Genomic DNA, 19614 nt, shown 5'->3' on the forward strand with positions numbered 1-19614 from the left:
TTAGGGGGACGGTTAGGGGTTGGCGTACAACTTTGCCCTCATGGTGAAAAGAGCCCTGTCGTATAAGCGCGTCGCCGTGATCCTTCCCTTCCTGTTGCTTTGCCTGTTGGAGCTCGGGCTGCGGGTATGCCACTACGGCAGGGACCTGAGCCTTTTTATCGACGACCCGCAGGATCACCGTTACCTGGTTTTTAATCCCGACGCGCCCCGGCGGTATTTGCCGGGCCGGCCGGCGCCCGCGGATGCGGATCCCTTTTTGAAGGTCAAAGCACCCGGGTCCCTCCGGATCTTTGTGCTGGGGGAGTCCAACGGCTATCCCTATCCCCGAAACGCTTCTTTTCACCGCTGGCTTCAGTACCGGTTGATGCATACTTTTCCGGGGAGAACGATCGAGGTCGTCAACCTTTCACTGACAGACGCGGATTCCTATACCGTCCTGGGGTTTGCACGGGAACTCGCCCCTTACCGGCCGGACGCGGTCCTGATCTATACCGGGCACAACGAGTACGGGGAGGCACCGGCGGGAAGCATTTTGCAATGGCTCCGGGGACAACGGACCTTTCAACTGGTCTCTTCCTGGTTCACGCGCAAAAAGGAAGATTTGAGGGCAAATATTGCCTATGGTTCAGCTCCTTACTGGAGGGGCGTCACGCGCTTCGACCAGAACATGCGTGCAACGTTGTCCCTGTTGGGGGCACAACGCATTCCTGTTTTCCTGAGCAACCTGGTCTCCAACGACAAGGACCTGGAACCATTTGCCAGCGCGCCGGGTGGCAGCAGCTTCGATCGCGTATTCGATGACGGACTTCGGGCGTTTCGTGCACGCGATTCGTCAGCCGCAGCAGGAGCTTTTCTGAGGGCGGACACGCTTTTCCCCGGGCACGCCCTTTGCTGTTTTTACCTGGGCCGCCTGGCGTATGCCCGGGAAGATTATGCCGCCGCCCGTACCTGGCTGGGCAAAGCCAGGGACCTGGACGAGCTCCGGTTCCGCGCACCCGACACGCTCAACCGGCTGATCGCTTCCTTGTGTAAGGAATTCCCCGATGCGCACCTGGTCGATACAAAAGACGTTTTTCAAAAGAATTCCACCGGGGGCATCCCGGGAGATGAACTTTTCCTGGACCACCTTCATCCCAACCTGGATGGATACCGGTTGATGTCGGATGCGTTTTACAAGGCGCTGGCGGTACAAGGTTTCGCCGGTTCCAGTGCGGTATGTACCATGCCGATTACCCGCGTGGACTCCCTGGTGGGTGTCGATAAAGCATGGCGCCTCAAGGGACAGTGGCCTTTTCCCCCGGGTACGCCCCGGGACCCGGTGCGCGTGGCTACCGTAGAGGAAGAGCTCGCGTTCAACATCGTTTTCCGCCACAAGCCCTGGTCCGATGCCATGGGGGATCTGTACGACTACTATATCAAGGAAAAAGACCTCGCCGGTGCCCGGACGGTGAAGGAGGCCCTGGCCCTGGATCATCAACGCGCCTTTTTGGCAAATTAGTTCCTTGTTAGGGGCGCCGTTAAGGTATTCATTAGGCGTCCCCGCCTATTCTTGTGGTAACATTTAGTAAAACACCAATTGCTGTTATATGAAAAGATTGCTCATGTATGCCCTTTGGCTGGTCTGCGGTCTGTCGATCGCTCAGGCCCAGCAAACCCCGATCCGGGGCCGGGTCACGGACGAAAACGGCGCACCACTCCCCGGTGCGACCATCACCATTAAGAATACACGCATCAGCGTCACCGCGGACGCCCAGGGAGCCTTCTCCATCGATCCGGGAAACCACGCGCAACCCATTCTCGTGATTACCTCCGTGGGGTATGGATCTATAGAAGTGGCGGCTACGCCCGGAGGAACGGTACCTGTTGTCCTTCAATCGGTCACCAAAAGCCTGAACGACGTGGTCGTGGTCGGGTATGGTAGTCAAAGGAAAAGGGACGTTACCGGGGCCATCAGCTCGGTGAAATCCGAAGACATCGCCAAACGGCCCATCACCCAGGCCCAGGGCGCCCTGCAAGGCACCACGCCCGGGGTCGTGGTCACGCAGACCAGCGGTCAGCCCGGCGGCAACCCTTTCTCTGTACGGATCAGGGGGTATAATTCGATTACGGGGGGGAACGATCCCTTGTATGTGATCGACGGTTTTATCGGGGGGAATATCGAATCCCTTTCCCCCGAGGACATCGACGACATCGAAATTCTGAAAGACGCGTCTGCTACCGCGATCTATGGATCCAGGGCGTCCAACGGCGTCGTCCTCATCACCACCAAAAAAGGCCGGCCCGGCAAGGCACGCGTGACCTTTAGCACCTGGTTCCAGAACAACCAGGTCCCCAAAGAGCTCAAGCTGATGAATGCCTACCAGTTTGCCAAAACTGTCAACCTGCAGGATTCGATGAACGGTTCCGGCGCCTCTTTTAACCAGACCTACCTGGATTCCCTCCAGTTGCATCCCGCGGGAACCGACTGGCAACGGTCACTCCAGCGCAAACCCTGGGTTCAAAATTACCAGGTCGGTGTATCGGGTGCGACAGACCAGGTCAATTACCTGTTTTCGCTCAGCTACCTGGATCAACCGGGGCTTATCCTCAACCAGTGGTATAAAAGAACAACCTTCCGGAGCAACGTGGGTGTCAAAGTGAACAAAAAACTGGACCTCCAGTTCAACGTTTATGGAGAGATACCGCAAAGCCACAACAACAGCTATCCCGGTGACCTGCTGGATCCTTTTGCCCAGGCATTTCAATGGGATCCCATTTCCCCCATCAAGGATGCGGGCGGGAACTGGATCCCTTCGGCACCTTATGCATCCATCCAGTACAACCCCATCGCGCAGGCCACTAACCAGGCGGTCGACGGCAACTCCGTCAGCGTGGCCGCCACCGGCATCCTGACGTGGCATATTTTAAAATCGCTCACATTCACCTCCAACAATACCTATTCGCTGGGGTACAACTATAACCAAAGCGTATTCGGACCCAATACGGGCAATGGGTTTATCGGTACGGACTACGCCCAGGTCTACTCCGCCCGGGGCAGGAGCTATCAAAACAGTAACTTCCTGACCTGGCACCAGGTCTTCGGGGGCCATTCACTGACCGTAACGGCCCTGTACGAACAAGCCAACGGGTTGTCCATGAGCACGACCTCCAAGTCCACCAACTTGTCTACTTATGCGCTGGGGTATTACAACCTCGGTCTTGGCGCCACCCAGACCACATCGTCCACCTATTCCGCGGACGCGTTGCAATCCTACATGGGCAGAATCAATTATGCTTTCAAAGACCGGTATATGCTGGACGCCACGCTCCGGGACGATGGTTCCTCGCACCTGGTCAAAAAGTACAGCCTGTTTCCCTCCTTTGGCGCGGCCTGGAACATCAGCCGGGAAGCATTCATGCAAGGGTCCGTTTTTTCCGACCTGAAGATTCGCGGTGGGTACGGCGTCACCGGCAACCAGGCCGTCCCCGCGTACGCAACGATCCCCCAGATCAATGTGGGTGGGATCGAGAACGCGAGCGCCTACTTCTACGACGGCACCACGCCCACGCGCTATACGCCCCTGGGCGGACCGGTGTCGACAAACCTGCAGTGGGAAGACGACGCCCAGGCGGATGCCGGCTTGGACGCGGGCTTCCTCCACGGACGGCTCAACTTCACCGCCGATGCCTATCATAAAAAGATCACCCACCTGCTTTACCAGCTCCAGGCGCCCTATTACAACAGCGGGCAGACTTACGCGGTCAACCTGGGGAGCATGATGAACGAGGGCCTGGAATTCGGTCTGGGCGGCACGCCCGTAAAGACCAGGGACTTCTCGTGGAATGGTTTCTTCACGATCTCGTTCAACCGGAACAAGCTCCTTAACCTGGGCGGGCTGGACAACGTAGCCGTGAATGGGATCGGCTCTCCCGAAACGGGTCTTTCCTTGTTGAAAGTTGGCAACCCTATGGGTGAATTCTACGGGTACAAGTTCCTCGGCACCTGGAAGACGACGGAGGCTCAGCAAGCTGCCGCTTACGGCAACAAACCCGGCGACTCCCATTATCAGGACGTCAACAACGACGGCAAGATCGACGCCAACGACCTGGTGCCCATCGGCAACGGCCTCCCCAAATATTCCTTTGGGTTCTCCAATACCCTTACGTATAAAGACTTCGACCTCTATTTTATGCTCCAGGGGACCCACGGCAACCAGATCTATTCCGAAACCATCGCCTATACCTGGGGCGGGGTAGGGGACCAGCGTAACCCCACGACCGTGGATGCTTTGAATATGTGGACCTCCACCAACCAAACCAACAACCCCACCTTTAGCAAAACGAGCAGCAACTATATCAACAGCAGCCGCTGGGTGTATGACGGCAGTTATATCAAACTCAGGAACATCAGCCTCACTTACCATATCCCTCAAAGCGTTACCGGCCGATGGAAGATGTCCAGCCTGGAGGTATATGTAAGCGGACAAAACCTGTTCTGCATTACGAAATTCCCCGGTTACGATCCCGAAGTCCAAAACGTCACAGGCCCCTCCACCGGCACCGCCTTTACCGCGGGGCTGGAGAACGGGATCATCCCGGTGCCAAAGTCATACACCTTTGGATTGAGGGCTGCATTCTAACCATCAAATTTTACGACAATGAAAAAGACCATTTATCATATCAGTCTCTTATCGCTGCCCGGCCTGCTGTTGCTGTTCGGCGCCGGTTGTCAGAAGCTCGACGAAAACCCCAAAGGCAGCCTCACACCGGGTCAATATTTCAAGACACAGGCCGACCTGGACGCCTCGGTCGCCGCCATCTATACCGAACTCACGCCGGACTATGCCTTTGGCTTCACCTCCCGGATGACGTCCTGTTTCGGAGCGGACGACCTCACGACGGACCCGGCGCTGAACAAAGGCCCTTTCCGGGAATTTGACGAGCTCAATGGAACCTCGACCAATACCAGCATGCTCAACCAGTGGCAGGGACCCTGGGCTGCGGTCTACCAGGCCAACAACGTCCTTGCCAATTACCAACAGGTCCAGACCACCGAACAGGACAAAGAACAGGCCGCCGGTCAGGCGTTGTTCCTGAGGGCCTTTAGCTACTACTACCTGGTGCGCGTCTTTGGCCCCGTCCCCGTCATCCTGGGTCCGCTCGATGCCAATGCGCGTCCCCAGCGGGATTCGGTGTCCAAGGTCTATGCCGCCATCGTCAGCGACCTCCAGGTGGCCATCGCCTGGCTGCCCACCACGTTCCCGAATCAACCGGGGAAGGCCACCGCAAATGCCGCCCGCTCCCTGCTCGCCGATGTTTACCTGACGATGACCGGCTGGCCGCTGAAACAAACCAGCTACTATGCCCTGGCCGCTGCGGAAGCCGACACCGTAATTAACAGCAACCAATACACGCTGGTCCCCGACTACCTCAAAGTCTTTACCACCAACAACAGCACCGAGTCCATCTTTGGTTTGCAATTCAACGTCGCCGGCGGTGTGCCCGACCGTACCTACGGCAACTCCTGTGTGCCCCTCGACGAGGTGGCGCTCAACGGCGCGAGCGGATGGGACGATTACTACCCGGAGATCAATTTCTATCTCAACCGGCCTCAATGCCTCCGTTCTCACGAAACCTTTTACGATACCATCAAGCTCATCCAGCCCGACAAGTCTTATATTTTCGTCCCCTGGAACTCCAGCCAGACACACGCCGGTCACCCCTATTACAGGAAGTTCCGCGCGGGCGTGGGCGATGGCGTCGTCGAAACCAATACCGCCATTATGTCCATGAGCCCCAGCACCAACAAGGTCATCGACTTTATCCGCTACCCCATGGTCCTGCTCGACTATGCCGAAGCCGCAACAATGGCAGGTGGTGGCCCGACACCCGCCGCCTACGCCGCCATCAACCAGGTCCGGGCACGCGCCGGTGAACCCGCCCTGACCACGGGGCTTTCCCAGGCTGCCTTCCAGGATTCCTGTGTCTTCGAACGGGCGTATGAATTTGCCGGGGAGAACGGCGTGCGCTGGTTCGACATCGTGCGGCTTCAACTCCTGCCCCAGGTGATTGCGGCCCGCAGTCCCCTGGAAAACCCGATTAATTCGTCGGTAGACATCAATACCCGCTATCTGTCTCCTATACCGCAGTCGGATATGAACAACGACCCGCTTTGGCAACAAAACCCCGGATACTAAACGCCCTTCACGGGCGCCATAACTTTGGAATGGCATGAAAGACAAGTTTCTCTCTCTCGTAGTGACACTGCTGATGTCTGGCCCCTGGTTTGCCCAGGGCCAGCTTCGGCACTCTTCCGAAACCCTTTATCCTACGTACCACGGTTTGGTAATGGCCGGCTATCAAGGCTGGTTCCGCGCGGAAGGCGACGGATCCGGTGCGCACCACTTCGCCTACGGCAACCCCCAACACTGCGGGATCGACGTATGGCCCGACGTCAGCGAGTACAAAAAAACCTACGAAACCCCCTTCCTGCTCTCCGACGGACGCCACGCGCGTTTTTTCAGCTCCGTGGACGAAAGCACGGTCGACGTCCATTTCCACTGGATGCAGACCTACGGCCTGGACGGCGTATTCATGCAGCGCTTTTTTGGCAACACCAAACCCGGTGAGGGCCGTCGCGAAGCCACCCACGTCCTGCAGCTCGCACTGGCCTCCGCTTCCAAATACAAACGCGCCATTGCCGTCATGTATGATCTTTCCGGTTTGCGTGCCAAAGACGAGGATTGCACCTCCATCATCGAAGACTGGAAATACCTCGTCGATTCCATCCGGGTCACCCGCCAGGATGGCGTCAATACCTATCTCCACGAAAACGGAAAGCCGGTGGTCGTGATATGGGGCGTCGGCTTCCCCGACCGCCCCTATGACATCCGCGACATCGGGTTGGAGCGCCTCATCGACTTTTTAAAGAACGACCCCGTCTACGGGCACTGCACCGTCATGCTCGGTGTACCCACGTATTGGCGTACCCTCGATAAAGACTGCGTCCACGACGCCTATCTCCACACGCTCATCCGCCAGGCCGACATCATCATGCCCTGGATGGTCGGCCGTTTTTCACCCCTGCTTTACAACGACACCAACCGCTACCGCGACCAGGTCCAGGAAGACGAAGCCTGGTGCGCCGACAACCACGTGGAATACGTGCCCTGCGTATATCCCGGTTTTAGCTGGCACAACCTCAGCCAGTACGAATTCCCCAACGACGTCAAACCCGTCGGGTCCATTCCCCGCGAGGGCGGGCAATTCTACTGGTCATTGCTCTCCACCGCCATTCGCGCCGGTGCCACGATGCTCTACGTGGCCATGTTCGACGAGGTCAACGAAGGCACCGCCATTTTCAAAGTCACCGGTCAACCACCCCTCGATACCGCCAGGACCTCCTTTTTGCACCTCGACGGAGAACCGGGCGACACCTATCTTTGGCTCACCGGCCGGGCCGCACGGATGCTCCGAAAGGAAGACCCCCTCACCACGACCATGCCCCAACGATAACCCTTAAATATTGTTTTTGATGAAGAATGGATTTGTCCTCCTGATGATTGCCCTTTGCCTATCCGGCTCCACGTACGCCCAGGACAGTGCCTCCGCCGTCGACTATATCGATCCGACCATCGGCAACGTCGGCCGGCTCCTCGAACCCACTCGCCCCACGGTCCAACTGCCCAACCAGATGATCCGTTTTACGCCCCAGCGAAAGGACTACATGGACGACCAGATCAGCAGTTTCCCGCTGTGCATTGTGTCGCACAGGCTGGGGGAGGTGTTTGGGCTGAAGCCGTCGGTGGCGCCTGCCGCCGCGGGCTCCGCCGCCGCGCCCTCCACCGCGGGCCCGGGCACCGCCCCTGCGCTCTCCGCCTGGGGCGCGCGCCAGGCCTACGACCACGACCTGGAGGTTAATCGCCCATGGTATTACTCTACCTTTCTCCTGGACGACGGGATCACCCTCGAATTTACCGCCGGCCGCAAAGTCGGCTGTTACCGCTTTCATTTCCCCGCGCAGGCGCCGGCCAAATCCATCCTCTTCAACGTCTACAACGACGGACCCTCTCAGTGGAGCTTCCCCAAGCCCGGTGTAGTCACGGGCATGGAGACCTATCACGAGAACATCAAGGTCTTTATGTATGGGGTCTTCAGCCGGAGCGGTGCCACCGGTGTTTTGCCGGGCGATAGAAAAGCATACATTACTTTTCCTTCCACTACTACTGAAGTGACTTTCCGATACGCGATCAGTTACGTCAGCCCGGAGCAGGCACAAAAAAACTACGAGGAAGAAAACCGTTCCTTCGACGAGCTTGCGGCGGCCGGTAAAAAGGCCTGGGAACGCGTGGTGGGCCAGATCCGCGTCGAAGGCGGCACACCGGCACAACGCCGTTCTTTTTATACGGCCCTGTATCGATGTCACGAACGCATGGTGGACATCACCGAGGATGGGCAGTATTACAGCGGGTATGACATGAAGGTGCACCAGGACACCCGGCCCTTTTATGTGGACGACTGGTCCTGGGATACCTACCTGGCGCTGCACCCCTTGCGGATGATCCTGCATCCGGACCAGGAGCAGGACATGCTCCAATCTTATGTGCGGATGTACAGCCAAAGCGGGTGGATGCCTACCTTTCCCGTCTTGTTCGGGGACAACCCTTGTATGAACGGTTTTCATTCTTCCGTCGTTTTCCTGGATGCTTATCGAAAGGGCCTCCGGCATTTCGACATAGAGGAGGCCTATGCAGGCATGCGCAAAAATGCGGTTCAGGCGACCATGCTTCCCTGGCGGAACGGGGAGAAGACGGTCCTGGATGATTTTTACTATACGCACGGTTACTTTCCCGCCCTTCATCCGGAGGAAAAAGAAACCGTGGAAGCCGTTCATCCCTTTGAAAAACGCCAGGCAGTGGCCGTCACGCTGGGTGCCAGCTATGACGACTGGGCCCTGTCCGGGCTGGCGTCCGATCTTGGCAAAAAGGACGACGCCGCGCAATTTGCGGCCCGGGCACTCAACTTCCGAAACCTTTGGGACAGCAGCCGCCGGTTCTTCATGCCAAAAGACGCGGAAGGGAACTGGATCAACATCGATCCTGCCTGGGACGGCGGTATGGGCGGCCGGGACTACTATGACGAAAACAATGGCTGGACGTACCTCTGGCAGGTCCAGGAAAATATCCCCGAGCTGGTCCGGCTGATGGGCGGACGTAAGGCTTTTGAAGACCGGCTTGACGAACTTTTCCGAACAGGCCTTGGACGCTCCAAATTCGAATTCTGGGCGAAGTTCCCCGACGCGACAGGGCTTACCGGTCAACATTCGATGGGGAACGAGCCCGGTTTTGTGATTCCCTATCTGTACAACGTGACCGATGCACCCTGGAAGACACAGGCGCGGGTGCGGTTCCTCTTAGACGCCTGGTTCAAGGACAATATTTTCGGCATACCCGGGGATGAAGACGGGGGCGGCATGTCTGCTTTTGTGGTTTTTTCGTCCATGGGCTTTTATCCCATGACACCCGGCCTCCCTCGTTATACGATCGGCAGCCCGGTGTTTAGCAAGGTATCCATCGCGCTGGCCAACGGAAAGACCTTCACGATCATCGCCCGCCATTCCTCGGTTGTCAACAAATACATCCAGTCCGCCACCCTGAACGGGCGGCCCCTGGATACGCCTTGGTTTACACACGCCGAGCTGGAGGCGGGCGGTACCCTCGAATTGGTGATGGGGCCGAAACCCAATAAAAGCTGGGGTCGCGCCCGTTAAAGCGGCCCCCCAAAATGATGTTATGAAAAGGATTCAAGTTGTGCGGCTCATCGCCTCCTTTTTTGTGGTTCTTTTCCTTTATGCGGCGCTCAGCAAGCTGAAAGCGTACGATACATTTGTTTTCCAGCTCAACCGGTCGCCCTTTGTCTCCCGCTATGCCGGGTGGACGGCCTGGAGCCTGCCGTTGGGGGAGATCCTGGTGGCGCTGGTGCTCTTGATCCCATCCATTCGCCTGCTGGGTCTGTTTGCGTCCTTGTTCCTGATGTCGTTGTTCACGGCGTATATCTTCGTCATGACCCACTACAGTTACTATATCCCTTGCTCCTGCGGGGGTGTATTGAACCAGATGAGCTGGGGCGTGCACTTTTATTTCAACATAGGTTGCATGGCGCTCGCGGTGGCGGGTATCTTTTTGTCGGGAAGCCGGCGGCCGCCTAAAACGGAGGCCCTATGACGCCCTCCGCCCGCTGGCTCCTCACGGTGGCCTGTATCGCCCTGCCCGTGCTGATGGTCTATTGCCTGTATACCGGGACCTATCAGCCCAACAAGGAGGACAATGGGTTCAACCGGACCTGGGCCGGCTGGGTGGCTGCCCCTGAAGACACGATCCGGGCGGACTTCCGGTACGGTGAAATATGCGGTGTCACCCCTTCCGGCTTTTTTGTTGAAATGCCCGGACACAAGAACCAGGTCGCCCGGTTCGGGTGGTCTCTTGGAGCGGCGCACGTCTCCGGCTTCGCCTTGCCCAATAATCCACACATCTGGTCCAGGGTACATTGCCAGGTGGATTCGCCCTATATATACCTCTTTGCGGGGAACGGCCCGGATGTGTTTAAAGGACGACTGGATACCCCGGCTCAGCTGTTACAACACCATTATCCTTACCCCACGTTTATAAAGGGCATCGCACTGACCGGCGGCGAGTACCTGATCCGGGGTTATGATAAGGACAGTGGCGCCTACCATCTTCCTTTTATCCTGTGGGACCCCGCCACGAACCGGCAGGTGCGCAAAACCGACCCATTCCATTCGGCTGCCGCCTTTGGACTGGCCGCCGATGGCACCATGCACTACGATACCGCCACAAAGCGATTGGTGTTCGTACAGTTTTACCGGAATGGTATTTTGATGCTGGACACGGATTTTTCGGTTACCCGGTTCCTGCCGACGATCGACACCGTTGCCCATGGACGAACCGCTGACGGGAGCTATCAGGAAAACGGCACGGTAAAATATACCAACAGCACGCCGCAGTTTTTCGTGAATTGGAACACCGCCGTGAGCGACGGCCTGTTATTCATCAATTCGCTGCTCCGGGCCGATAACGAACCCAAAGGCACTTTCGAGGATGCTTCCGACATCGATGTCTACGACCTGTCGGGTGGCGGTTACCGCTACAGCCTGAAGGTCCCCCGCCTGGACGGGCGTAAGCTCGTGTCCTTCGCCGTCCGGGGGCGGGCGATGGTTGTTTGTTATCCCGGTGGGCTTGTTACCTACCGGTTGGTCAATGGGGCGCCCCCGCCCGCCACTCCATAAAAATTTGTGATCACAAATAGGGGGAAGCCGAAAACCCTTGAACAGAGTAGGCAATTCATAAAAGCTAAACTGTAAAAAGCATGAAAAACATTGCAAACATCACCCCGGCGCTCGCCGTGGCCATCGCAGTGGCCGGCAGCGCATTCGCTCCATCCCCAAAGGCGTCCCCCGCATTCACGACGACGTACTTGCAGCAGGACTACCCGGGCCAGTCAACCGACCCCTTTGAAGGGAACTGGACCGACGTCACGGCTGCCGTAGACAACGATCCGCTGCTGTACACCGACGAACAGACCAACTGCCATTGGAGCAGTACGGTTATTTGTGTGGTGGCTTACAATGACGGTAATCTTGGCGATGTATATGACGGTATTTCCCAGTTATTTTAGGAGCGCCTTTACAAGACAGGGGGAGCAATCCCCCTGCCTTTGGCTGTGTCTCCTCTGCATGACGTTTTGTTTCACCGTGCATGCACAGTCGACGACATTCACGGGTGCGCACACCTCCTGGCACGGCTATGACCGCTACGACTTCCTGATGGACGAGGCCACCGGCTCGCTAAGCCCCATCGTAGCCCAACCCGACGAAGGCAACGGCATCCGCCACCCGGTCGCCGGTCAGCGGCGCTGCATCCTCGTCGTCCCCCGACAACCCGCCCCCGGCAACCCCTGGTCATGGCAAGCCTGTTATTGGGATCACCAACCCCAGGCCGAGGTGGAGCTCCTCCACCGCGGCTGGTGTATCGCCTTTATCAACCCCGAACCCGACACCCTTTGGGATAAATGGTACGAATTCCTGACGTCGAAGCACGGTCTCTCTCCCAAACCCGCCTTCGTCGGTATGAGCAAGGGCGGCTTTAACGAGTTCCTTTGGGCCACCGCGCACCCCGGCAAAGTATCCGCGATCTACGCCGACAACCCCGCCATCAACCAGGAAAGCCTGTCGAATCTCTGGCGACTGGCCAAAGCCGACGTCCCGTTGCTCCACGTCTGTGGCAGCCTGGACCCCATCCTCGGCGATCCCTCCTGGGTCCTCAACAACGAATACCAGCCGCTCTACGGTACCCGCACCATCGAAACCATCTACCGCCAGCTGGGCGGCCGTATTTCGGTGATGTATAAAGAGGGCTACGGCCACCATCCCCATAGCCTCCGCGACCCGAAACCCATCGCGGACTTTATGGAAAAGAGCTTTTACGAGACGCCGCCCGCCCTCCCCGACTGGGTGCCCGCCCGTGCGGCCGTGCGGAACTATTATGGTACGCAAAGCCATAGCTTTCTCCAAGACGACGTCTATCTCACCTGCCGCGGGCCCTTTTTCAGCGGGTCCTACAAGCGGTACAGCTTCGGCCTCGATAGTCCGAAGGTGACCGTGACCGTTATTGCGCCCGCCGCGGCTGCCCCGGTCTCCGCCGGCCACCCCTGGGTCTTTCGCGCCGACTTCACAGAAGAAGCGCCCATAGACCTCGCCCTACTCGCCAGGGGCTACTACATCGTCACCGGCCCTGTCGGTACCAATGCCGATGGCCCCGTTCCCGGCGAATGGGACGCTGTTTACGATTACCTCGTGCGCCACGGCTTCTCCACGAAACCCGTGATGGAAGGCGCAGGGGACGTCTACGCCTGGGCAGAGCTACACCCCGACCGCGTCGCCTGCATCTACGCTGAAAACCCGCTCCTTCGCAGCCTCGTGGCCCGCATTCAACCGTTGGACAACCTTGCCCCCCTCGCCCGCGCCGGTGTACCCATCCTCCACATGGCCGGGGACAAAAATCTTTTTTTCAAATCCAATACCTTCGTCGCTGAACAACGCTACAAGGCCCTCGGCGGGCGTTTCCACGTCTTGCCAACTGCCGATTCAGGCGCGGTGGTGGCGTTTATCGAACGGGCGACCCGCGCCCGCGCACCCCGAATCGCCGTTGGCGCCGCTTCCCCAGTTGCCGTTGGCGCCGCCCCCCCAGTTGCCGTTGGCGCCGCTTCCCCGGCCGCCGTTAGCGCCGCTCCCGACTACCGCTTCGACGGCTCGATCTCCCGCCCCGTCCTCGACGCCTACCTTTCCCGCGCCATCACCATGGAAGGCCTACTCAACGGCCGGGGCGACCTCACCGACAACCTCCGGATGCTCCGGAACATCGGCGCCAAGTTTGTGGGCCGTAGCCTTTGTCTCTGGGGAGGCGAGGACCACCTCCCCGACAACCTCTCCCGCGCAGCCGCCGGGATGCCCAAGGTCAGGGCCATCGATCCCGACATGATCCTGGAGGCCTGTATCTTCGAGATTGTTACCGACAAGGTGGAGCAGGTCCCTGTGCCGGATTGGGCTTTCCAGGCGCTACACCTGCCGGTAGAAACGCGGAACTTCCGCTACGCCGATATGCTCTACCCCGACGGCCGCCGCAAAGACCAATGGGGGCCGGGAGCGTCCGTTCCCGATGTCAGCCGGCCGGAAACGAAACTCTGGTTTTATTACCTCGCCAAGTCCTATATAGACCTCGGCATCGAGGCCATCCACTTCGGACAAGTGGAGCTGATGAACGGGAACGACCCGGATCTAAGCCATTGGGCGAGTGTGTTTGCCCTTGTCCGTGCCTACGCCTCCGCCCATGCCCGCCGGCACCTTGTCCTTTTGGACGCCCACACCCCGGGCGGCGGTTTGGTAAAGGACGGCCACCTGCTCCTCGATTTTCACGCCTTCCCTTTGCGCATCAAAGAGGTTCCGGACACTCCGCAAAAAGCCAAACTGGAGCTGGGCTTTTCGGACGGTTTGTACAACCGCAGCAAGGGCGGTATCACCCCCAGCGGCTGGTCCTGCAACCACCTCCCGTACCTGGTCGAATTCGACAACTATGGTGTCAGCAAACATCCGGGCCAGCCCAATGAGGGACACGGCGGTTTCGACTGGATCTGGGGCTATGACGAGGTCACCTGGTTCGCGCTCCAGCCACAGCCTTACCGTGATCGTTGGCTACGCTACGCCTACGACTGGGTCCGTACCGTCGACACCAACGCCTACCTCGAAATGCCCGGCGGCCGCACCATGCGCTCCCCGCTCGATCACCGCCGCTGGTACTATGGCAACCGCGCCAGTGCCGCGACCCCCGAGGGGATTGACGTCGAGGACGCCATAAAAACGATCTGGGCCAGCCCGGCAACGCGCCGGCCGGAAGAACCGAGCGTCGGCGCCGCCACTACCAGCGCCGCCCCCCCCGCCGCCCCCGCCCCTCCCGCCGGCGCGGCCGCCGCGGCCCAAAGCCGTGCCGCCGCGCCGGACCGCGGCACCGGCCCCCCCGAACCCCCAACACTCCTGGCGGGCACCTCGAAAATCAACCTCACCCCACCCAGCGACGAACCCCTCCACGATTCGATCTATGCCCGGACGCTCGTGCTCGAAGGCAACGGTAAAAAAATTGCTTTCGTTTCTGTCGACCTCGCCGTCTTTACCAGCGACCGTATCGAGCAAATTTGCAAGGACACATACGGCCTCGACCAGGTGTTCCTGTGCTCCAGCCACAACCATTCCGAGCCGCAAAAAAACGGCGGCCGCTCCTTCGAGAAAGGCAATCCATATACTACGTTTTACGAAAACCAGATCATCCGGGCCGTTGGCGACGCGATGAGCCATCTTTTCCCTGCCCGTATCGCCGCCGGACACCGGAGCTTCCCGCAGTTGGGTTTCAACCGCCTCATTGTCCGGGAGGACGGCCATGCCCGCGAGTCCTGGTACGGGGACGCCCACTATACCTCGGAGAATCCCGAGCGCATTCCATTCGGCCCGGTGGACCCGGAGGTCGGCGTCATCCGCATCGAGGATCTGCAAGGACAGCCGAGGGTGATCCTCATGAACTATGCCTGTCATGCGGACGTCGTGTGTTTCAATTACGCGATCTCGGCGGACTACCCGGGCGTCGCCTGTAAAAAAGTCGAAGGGGCTTTTGGCAACCAGGTGAATTGTCTGTTTGTCCAGGGGGCAGGGGGGAACGTGGAGCCGCTGATGATCAGCTCCAGGCGTACCGGTCCGAACGACCCCTTCCAGACCGACTACCGGCCGATGGAGCGTACAGGTGAGCTCCTGGCGGCCGAGACGATCATGCTGGCGAAAATGCTCAAGACCGACGACACCGAACAGACGCTCCGCTTGCTCGACGACTCCCTGACCTTCACCGGTCGATTCAACAAGACGTTGCGCATACCCGTCCACTTATCCACGCTGATCATCGACAACAATATCGTGATCGCGGCCTGTCCGGGAGAACTTTTTTCTACCTTACAACTCGACTGGAAACAAAAGATCGCACTCGGGGGTGGCAACCCCTTCCTTTTCGGGTACACCTGGTCCGGTGGCCGCTGGCCCGGGTACGTAGCCGATGTGCGCTCCGCCGCCCTGGGCGGATACGGGGCAGACCAGGACCCGGCCATCATCGAGGTGGGAGCGGGGGAGCGGATCATGCTTTGTCAGTTGGAAAATTATTACAAACTAAACGGGCTCATGCGGGACAAACCCGGTCCCGTCGGATTCACCCCGGGCAATCGCTGGGTCATCACCCCGGTGCCGCCCGGCAAATAAACAGATATGAAACGTTGGATAATACTAGCCTGTCTCGCGTCGAATGCCGCGATGGCACAAACGTACAAGAACCCTCACGCACCGGTTGCCAGCCGCGTCGCAGACCTTCTGCAGCGTATGACCGTAGAAGAAAAGATCCGCCAGTTGGACATGTACTGGGGCTACCAGGTAGCCGGCATGGATGGACACGAGGCCGCACAGTATAACGATACGCTGGTGAAGGCGGCGATCGGCCACCACGGCATCGGCTCCATCCACGATTTTTATCCGTTGAGTACCGCGCTTGCCAACCGGATACAGCGGTATGCCATCGAACACACCCGGCTCGGCATCCCGGTCCTCTTTATCGAAGAGGGGCTGCATGGGTATGCCGGTAAAGGCTCCACGGAATTCCCCATCCCGCTCGCGCTCTCCACCGCCTGGGACACCGCCCTGGTCCGCCAGGTGGGGCGCGTCATCGGTACCGAAACCCGTGCGCACGGGGTAGACATGATCCTCGGACCGGTCCTCGACATGGCCCGGGACCCGCGTTGGGGCCGGACAGAGGAAACATACGGGGAAGACGCCTACCTCAATGCCCGCAACGGTGTGGCCATGGTGGAGGGTTTACAAGGGTTGTCGTTAAACAGCCCCGATGCCGTCATCGCCGAACCCAAACACTTTGCCGTACACAGCGTACCCGAAGGCGGCAGCAACACAGCGCCCGTCAATATGGGCGAACGCGAAGCCCGGTCCTCCTTCCTGTATGTCTTTGAAAAGGCCGTCCGGGAAGGCGGTGCCATGGGCATCATGGCGGCGTACCACGAGCTGGACGGTATCCCTTGTGTTGACAACCGGTGGCTGCTGACCGAAGTACTTCGAAAGGAATGGGGCTTTAAAGGGTTCGTCCTTTCCGACCTGGGCGCCATCAAGATGACCCTGACCGAACACCACGTGGCGGCCGACACCGCCGACGCGCTTGGTCAATCCATCGCCGCGGGGCTGGACATGCAATTCTACGACTTTGCCCACGAGACGCTGGTGGAGGCCGTCAAGACGGCGCTAGCCCGAAAGACATTGTCATTACAGGACCTGGACCGCGCCGCGGGCGACATCCTTCGCGTCAAGTTCTACCTGGGCTTGTTCGACCATCCCTATACAGATACCACGCTGGTAGGACTACACGTACACACGGACGCCGCCCGCGCCCTGGCGCTCCGTGCATCCCGCGAAGCACTCGTGCTCCTCAAAAACGATGGCCACGTCCTGCCCCTGGACGCCGCCCACCAATCCATCGCCGTGATTGGCCCCCTCGCCACGAGCACCTACACCGGCGGCTATTCCAGTCCCTCGGCGCAGGGCCTGTCCATCCTCGACGGCTTAAAGCAATCAGGCGCCAGGGTTACATACGCCGCCGGTTACACCCCCTCGTCCAACCACCGCTCCGATACCACCGGCTATCCCGAAGAAGCCAGCCTCCGGTCCGAGGCCGTTGCCCTTGCCGCACAGTCCGACGTCACCGTCCTGGTCTTGGGTGAGGAACCCTGGGAAGTAGGAGAGGGCAAAGACCGGGCAAGCCTGAACCTCAGCCCTCGGGCGGAGGCCCTTGCCCAGGCGCTCTACGCCACCGGCAAACCCATCGCCCTCGTCCTTGTCAACGGCAGGCCGCTCACTATTGACTGGATCGCCGCCCACTACCCTGCGATCCTGGAGACCTGGTATGGAGGGGAAGTCGAAGGCCAGGGTATCGCTGATGTTCTGCTCGGCAAGGTGAATCCTTCCGGCAAACTCCCCATCACTTTCCCCCGCTCGGTAGGACAGCTTCCTTTTTATGAAGCCCGAAAGCCCACTTCCCGTCACCACTACGTGGATGAAGCAGACACGGCACTCTTTCCCTTCGGTCACGGCCTCAGCTATACTACTTTCGCCTACAGTGACCTCCGCATCGCCCCCGCCCGCATCACCCCCGGCGGCAGCGCCGACGTCAGCGTCACCATCACCAACACCGGCGACCGCGAAGGCGCCGAGGTCGCGGAGCTCTACCTCCGTGACGTCGTCAGCAGCGTGACCACGCCCCTAAAAGCCCTTCGCGGTTTTGCGCGGGTCGACCTCGCGCCCGGTGCCGCTCAAACGGTGCACTTCACCCTTGGTCCCGACCAGCTTTCTCTCTGGAACCGCCAGATGAAACGCGTCGTCGAGCCGGGGGAATTTAAGGTGATGGTGGGGAGTTCCTCCAGGGATATACGGGTGGAGGGGAGTTTTTGGGTAGGGGAGTAGTGGGATGCTATATATTTCTATATGCTTCTAAATTAGAGATGAAAGGCGGTTCGATGCATTTCTATGGAGAGACCACATTGTCTTAAAGGTTGATTTCAAAAGAATCATCAGTAAAAGCCCGGATAACATCCGTAGTCGTATCAAGGAGGGTTCCGAACAAGCTCCGCGGCTTGTATTGGACGTGGTCTCGGATATTGAGAAGAAGCCGCTTATTGAGAGTTTGCGTAGCGGGGTGGAGAGAAACAAGCTCCTGTTGGAGATTTTTTTGATTTACAAAAAAAGATTCTATGCTCTTTCGCGTTCCTTGATCCTCAATAAAAGGATCTATGTAGCTATAAAAAAATGACAGGGCTCTCAGTGGAACCCCGTCTACGTCCTAGTCGTTGGGGGGCAGATGCCCAGCCGCCGACAACCTAAAGGTACAAAAAACTTTTCATCATTAATTTTATTTCCCCTCCGGCCCCAACACCTCCACATTCAACCGCTCCAACTCCGTCAACCGGTCGGACACATCATCCGACACCGGTTTATACCAAGGCTGTGCGGAAAAATACGCCTTCAAGTCCTCTGACTTAAATCGATACCCATACCGTGCAAAGATTTCATTGCGTATGAGCCGGCGTTCCGCGGCACTGAAATGTTGGAGGATGTCCGATGTCAACAGACAGGTGGAAGCAAAAGAATATCGCCCCGGAAGACTTGCGTCGCCGGAAAGGTTGAACCACTCCGTTTTCCGAAGGCTTAGGACGCGTTTTCCACGGACCCAGCTGTCGTCGTCGTCTTCGCTGGTCTGGTGGGTGGTATAAATATCAATACCGTCCGGGGTTTTCACATATTCAAAAGATTTCTTGTTGTCAAAAGTGAAGATGCTTGTGAGAAAGTCATAGTGTGTTTCAAATTGGTAATGGGTGCCCATGGTGCTGCCCAAAACATTTTGTGCATCGGGGGTGAACGTAATTTTCTGGCCGGAAGCTTTGTCGACATAGCTACCGGACAAACCATAGCGGGATTGGTCAGCCGCCTGGAGGTCGCTAAGCCCGATGTCTTCGGGTATGCGTTGAAGGACGTCATGGAGCTTGCCATTTTTACCCCGGATGATCATGACGGAGAGACCCGCGATATTTTTAAAAGTGATCTGGTCACCTACGTCTCCCAGGCCGGGCTTTAGTGAGGCATCGTCACGGGTGGAGTCCTTTCCCGCTATGTAGAACTTGCCGTCTGCCCGGCGGATGGCGAAAAAGTCGTAACCGCCTTCATGTGCATTCCCACCGCCATATTGGAGGGCGGTATCATTCACCATGCCCCCTAAAAAGATGTAATCGCCATTGGTCCACTTGCCTTCCATGGGGTTTTGCGCCAGGGAGGAGGCATAAAACGGGAGAAAGCAAAGAGTGATCGCAACTGGACGCCATTTCATAAACTAAAAATCCCCTTTTTTTCCGGTTTCCCCGCGCTTTTTTCCGGGTTCTCCGCAAACGCCCCGAGGGAGAAATACCCGCAGTCTAGCTTTGCGG

Annotated in this window: 11 protein-coding genes; 10 read left to right on the plus strand and 1 reads right to left on the minus strand. The window is 58.4% G+C overall.

The window, feature by feature from the left end; translation table 11 throughout:
- Positions 1-40 precede the first annotated feature (40 nt).
- The 10 genes from EDB95_RS23550 to EDB95_RS23595 all read left to right on the plus strand — a co-directional run bounded on the left by EDB95_RS23550 (position 41) and on the right by EDB95_RS23595 (position 18100).
- Positions 41-1498: an SGNH/GDSL hydrolase family protein gene (locus EDB95_RS23550; RefSeq protein WP_133998242.1), complete on the plus strand. Its 1458-nt coding sequence runs from the start codon at positions 41-43 to the stop codon at positions 1496-1498.
- An 88-nt stretch (positions 1499-1586) separates the two neighbouring features.
- Positions 1587-4619, plus strand: coding sequence for a SusC/RagA family TonB-linked outer membrane protein (locus tag EDB95_RS23555; protein WP_133998245.1), 3033 nt, complete (start codon positions 1587-1589; stop codon positions 4617-4619).
- Positions 4620-4637: 18 nt separating this feature from the next.
- A complete protein-coding gene (locus EDB95_RS23560) occupies positions 4638-6176 on the plus strand; it encodes a RagB/SusD family nutrient uptake outer membrane protein (protein WP_133998248.1) in 1539 nt (512 codons plus the stop codon).
- Positions 6177-6210: 34 nt separating this feature from the next.
- A complete protein-coding gene (locus EDB95_RS23565; protein ID WP_133998251.1) occupies positions 6211-7494 on the plus strand; it encodes a glycoside hydrolase family 71/99-like protein in 1284 nt (427 codons plus the stop codon).
- 19 nt (positions 7495-7513) lie between these two features.
- Complete coding sequence (locus tag EDB95_RS23570) at positions 7514-9748, plus strand: GH92 family glycosyl hydrolase (protein WP_133998254.1); 2235 nt, start codon at positions 7514-7516, stop codon at positions 9746-9748.
- Between the two features lie 22 nt (positions 9749-9770).
- Positions 9771-10202 (plus strand): MauE/DoxX family redox-associated membrane protein, encoded by a 432-nt coding sequence (locus EDB95_RS23575; protein ID WP_133998257.1) that lies wholly within the window; start codon positions 9771-9773, stop codon positions 10200-10202.
- Positions 10199-11284, plus strand: a complete 1086-nt coding sequence (locus EDB95_RS23580) for a hypothetical protein (protein ID WP_133998260.1) — start codon at positions 10199-10201, stop codon at positions 11282-11284. The genes EDB95_RS23575 and EDB95_RS23580 overlap by 4 nt, the downstream gene beginning before the upstream one ends.
- An 80-nt stretch (positions 11285-11364) precedes the next feature.
- The gene (locus tag EDB95_RS23585; protein WP_133998263.1) at positions 11365-11673 is read left to right on the plus strand and encodes a hypothetical protein; all 309 of its coding nucleotides are present in this window, start codon (positions 11365-11367) and stop codon (positions 11671-11673) included.
- On the plus strand, positions 11648-15844 hold the full coding sequence (locus tag EDB95_RS23590; RefSeq protein WP_133998265.1) for a hypothetical protein: 4197 nt from the start codon (positions 11648-11650) through the stop codon (positions 15842-15844). Before EDB95_RS23585 ends, EDB95_RS23590 begins: the two co-directional genes overlap by 26 nt.
- A gap of 6 nt (positions 15845-15850) precedes the next feature.
- Positions 15851-18100 carry a glycoside hydrolase family 3 N-terminal domain-containing protein gene (locus EDB95_RS23595; RefSeq protein ID WP_133998267.1) on the plus strand — a complete coding sequence of 750 codons (2250 nt, stop codon included), beginning with the start codon at positions 15851-15853 and terminating at the stop codon, positions 18098-18100.
- A gap of 445 nt (positions 18101-18545) precedes the next feature.
- Here EDB95_RS23595 and EDB95_RS23600 read toward each other — a convergent pair whose 3' ends face one another.
- Complete coding sequence (locus tag EDB95_RS23600) at positions 18546-19517, minus strand: YARHG domain-containing protein (RefSeq protein WP_133998270.1); 972 nt, start codon at positions 19515-19517, stop codon at positions 18546-18548.
- Positions 19518-19614: the final 97 nt, after the last annotated feature.

Origin of the sequence: Dinghuibacter silviterrae (assembly GCF_004366355.1) — a bacterium.
In the GTDB taxonomy this organism is placed as follows: domain Bacteria; phylum Bacteroidota; class Bacteroidia; order Chitinophagales; family Chitinophagaceae; genus Dinghuibacter; species Dinghuibacter silviterrae.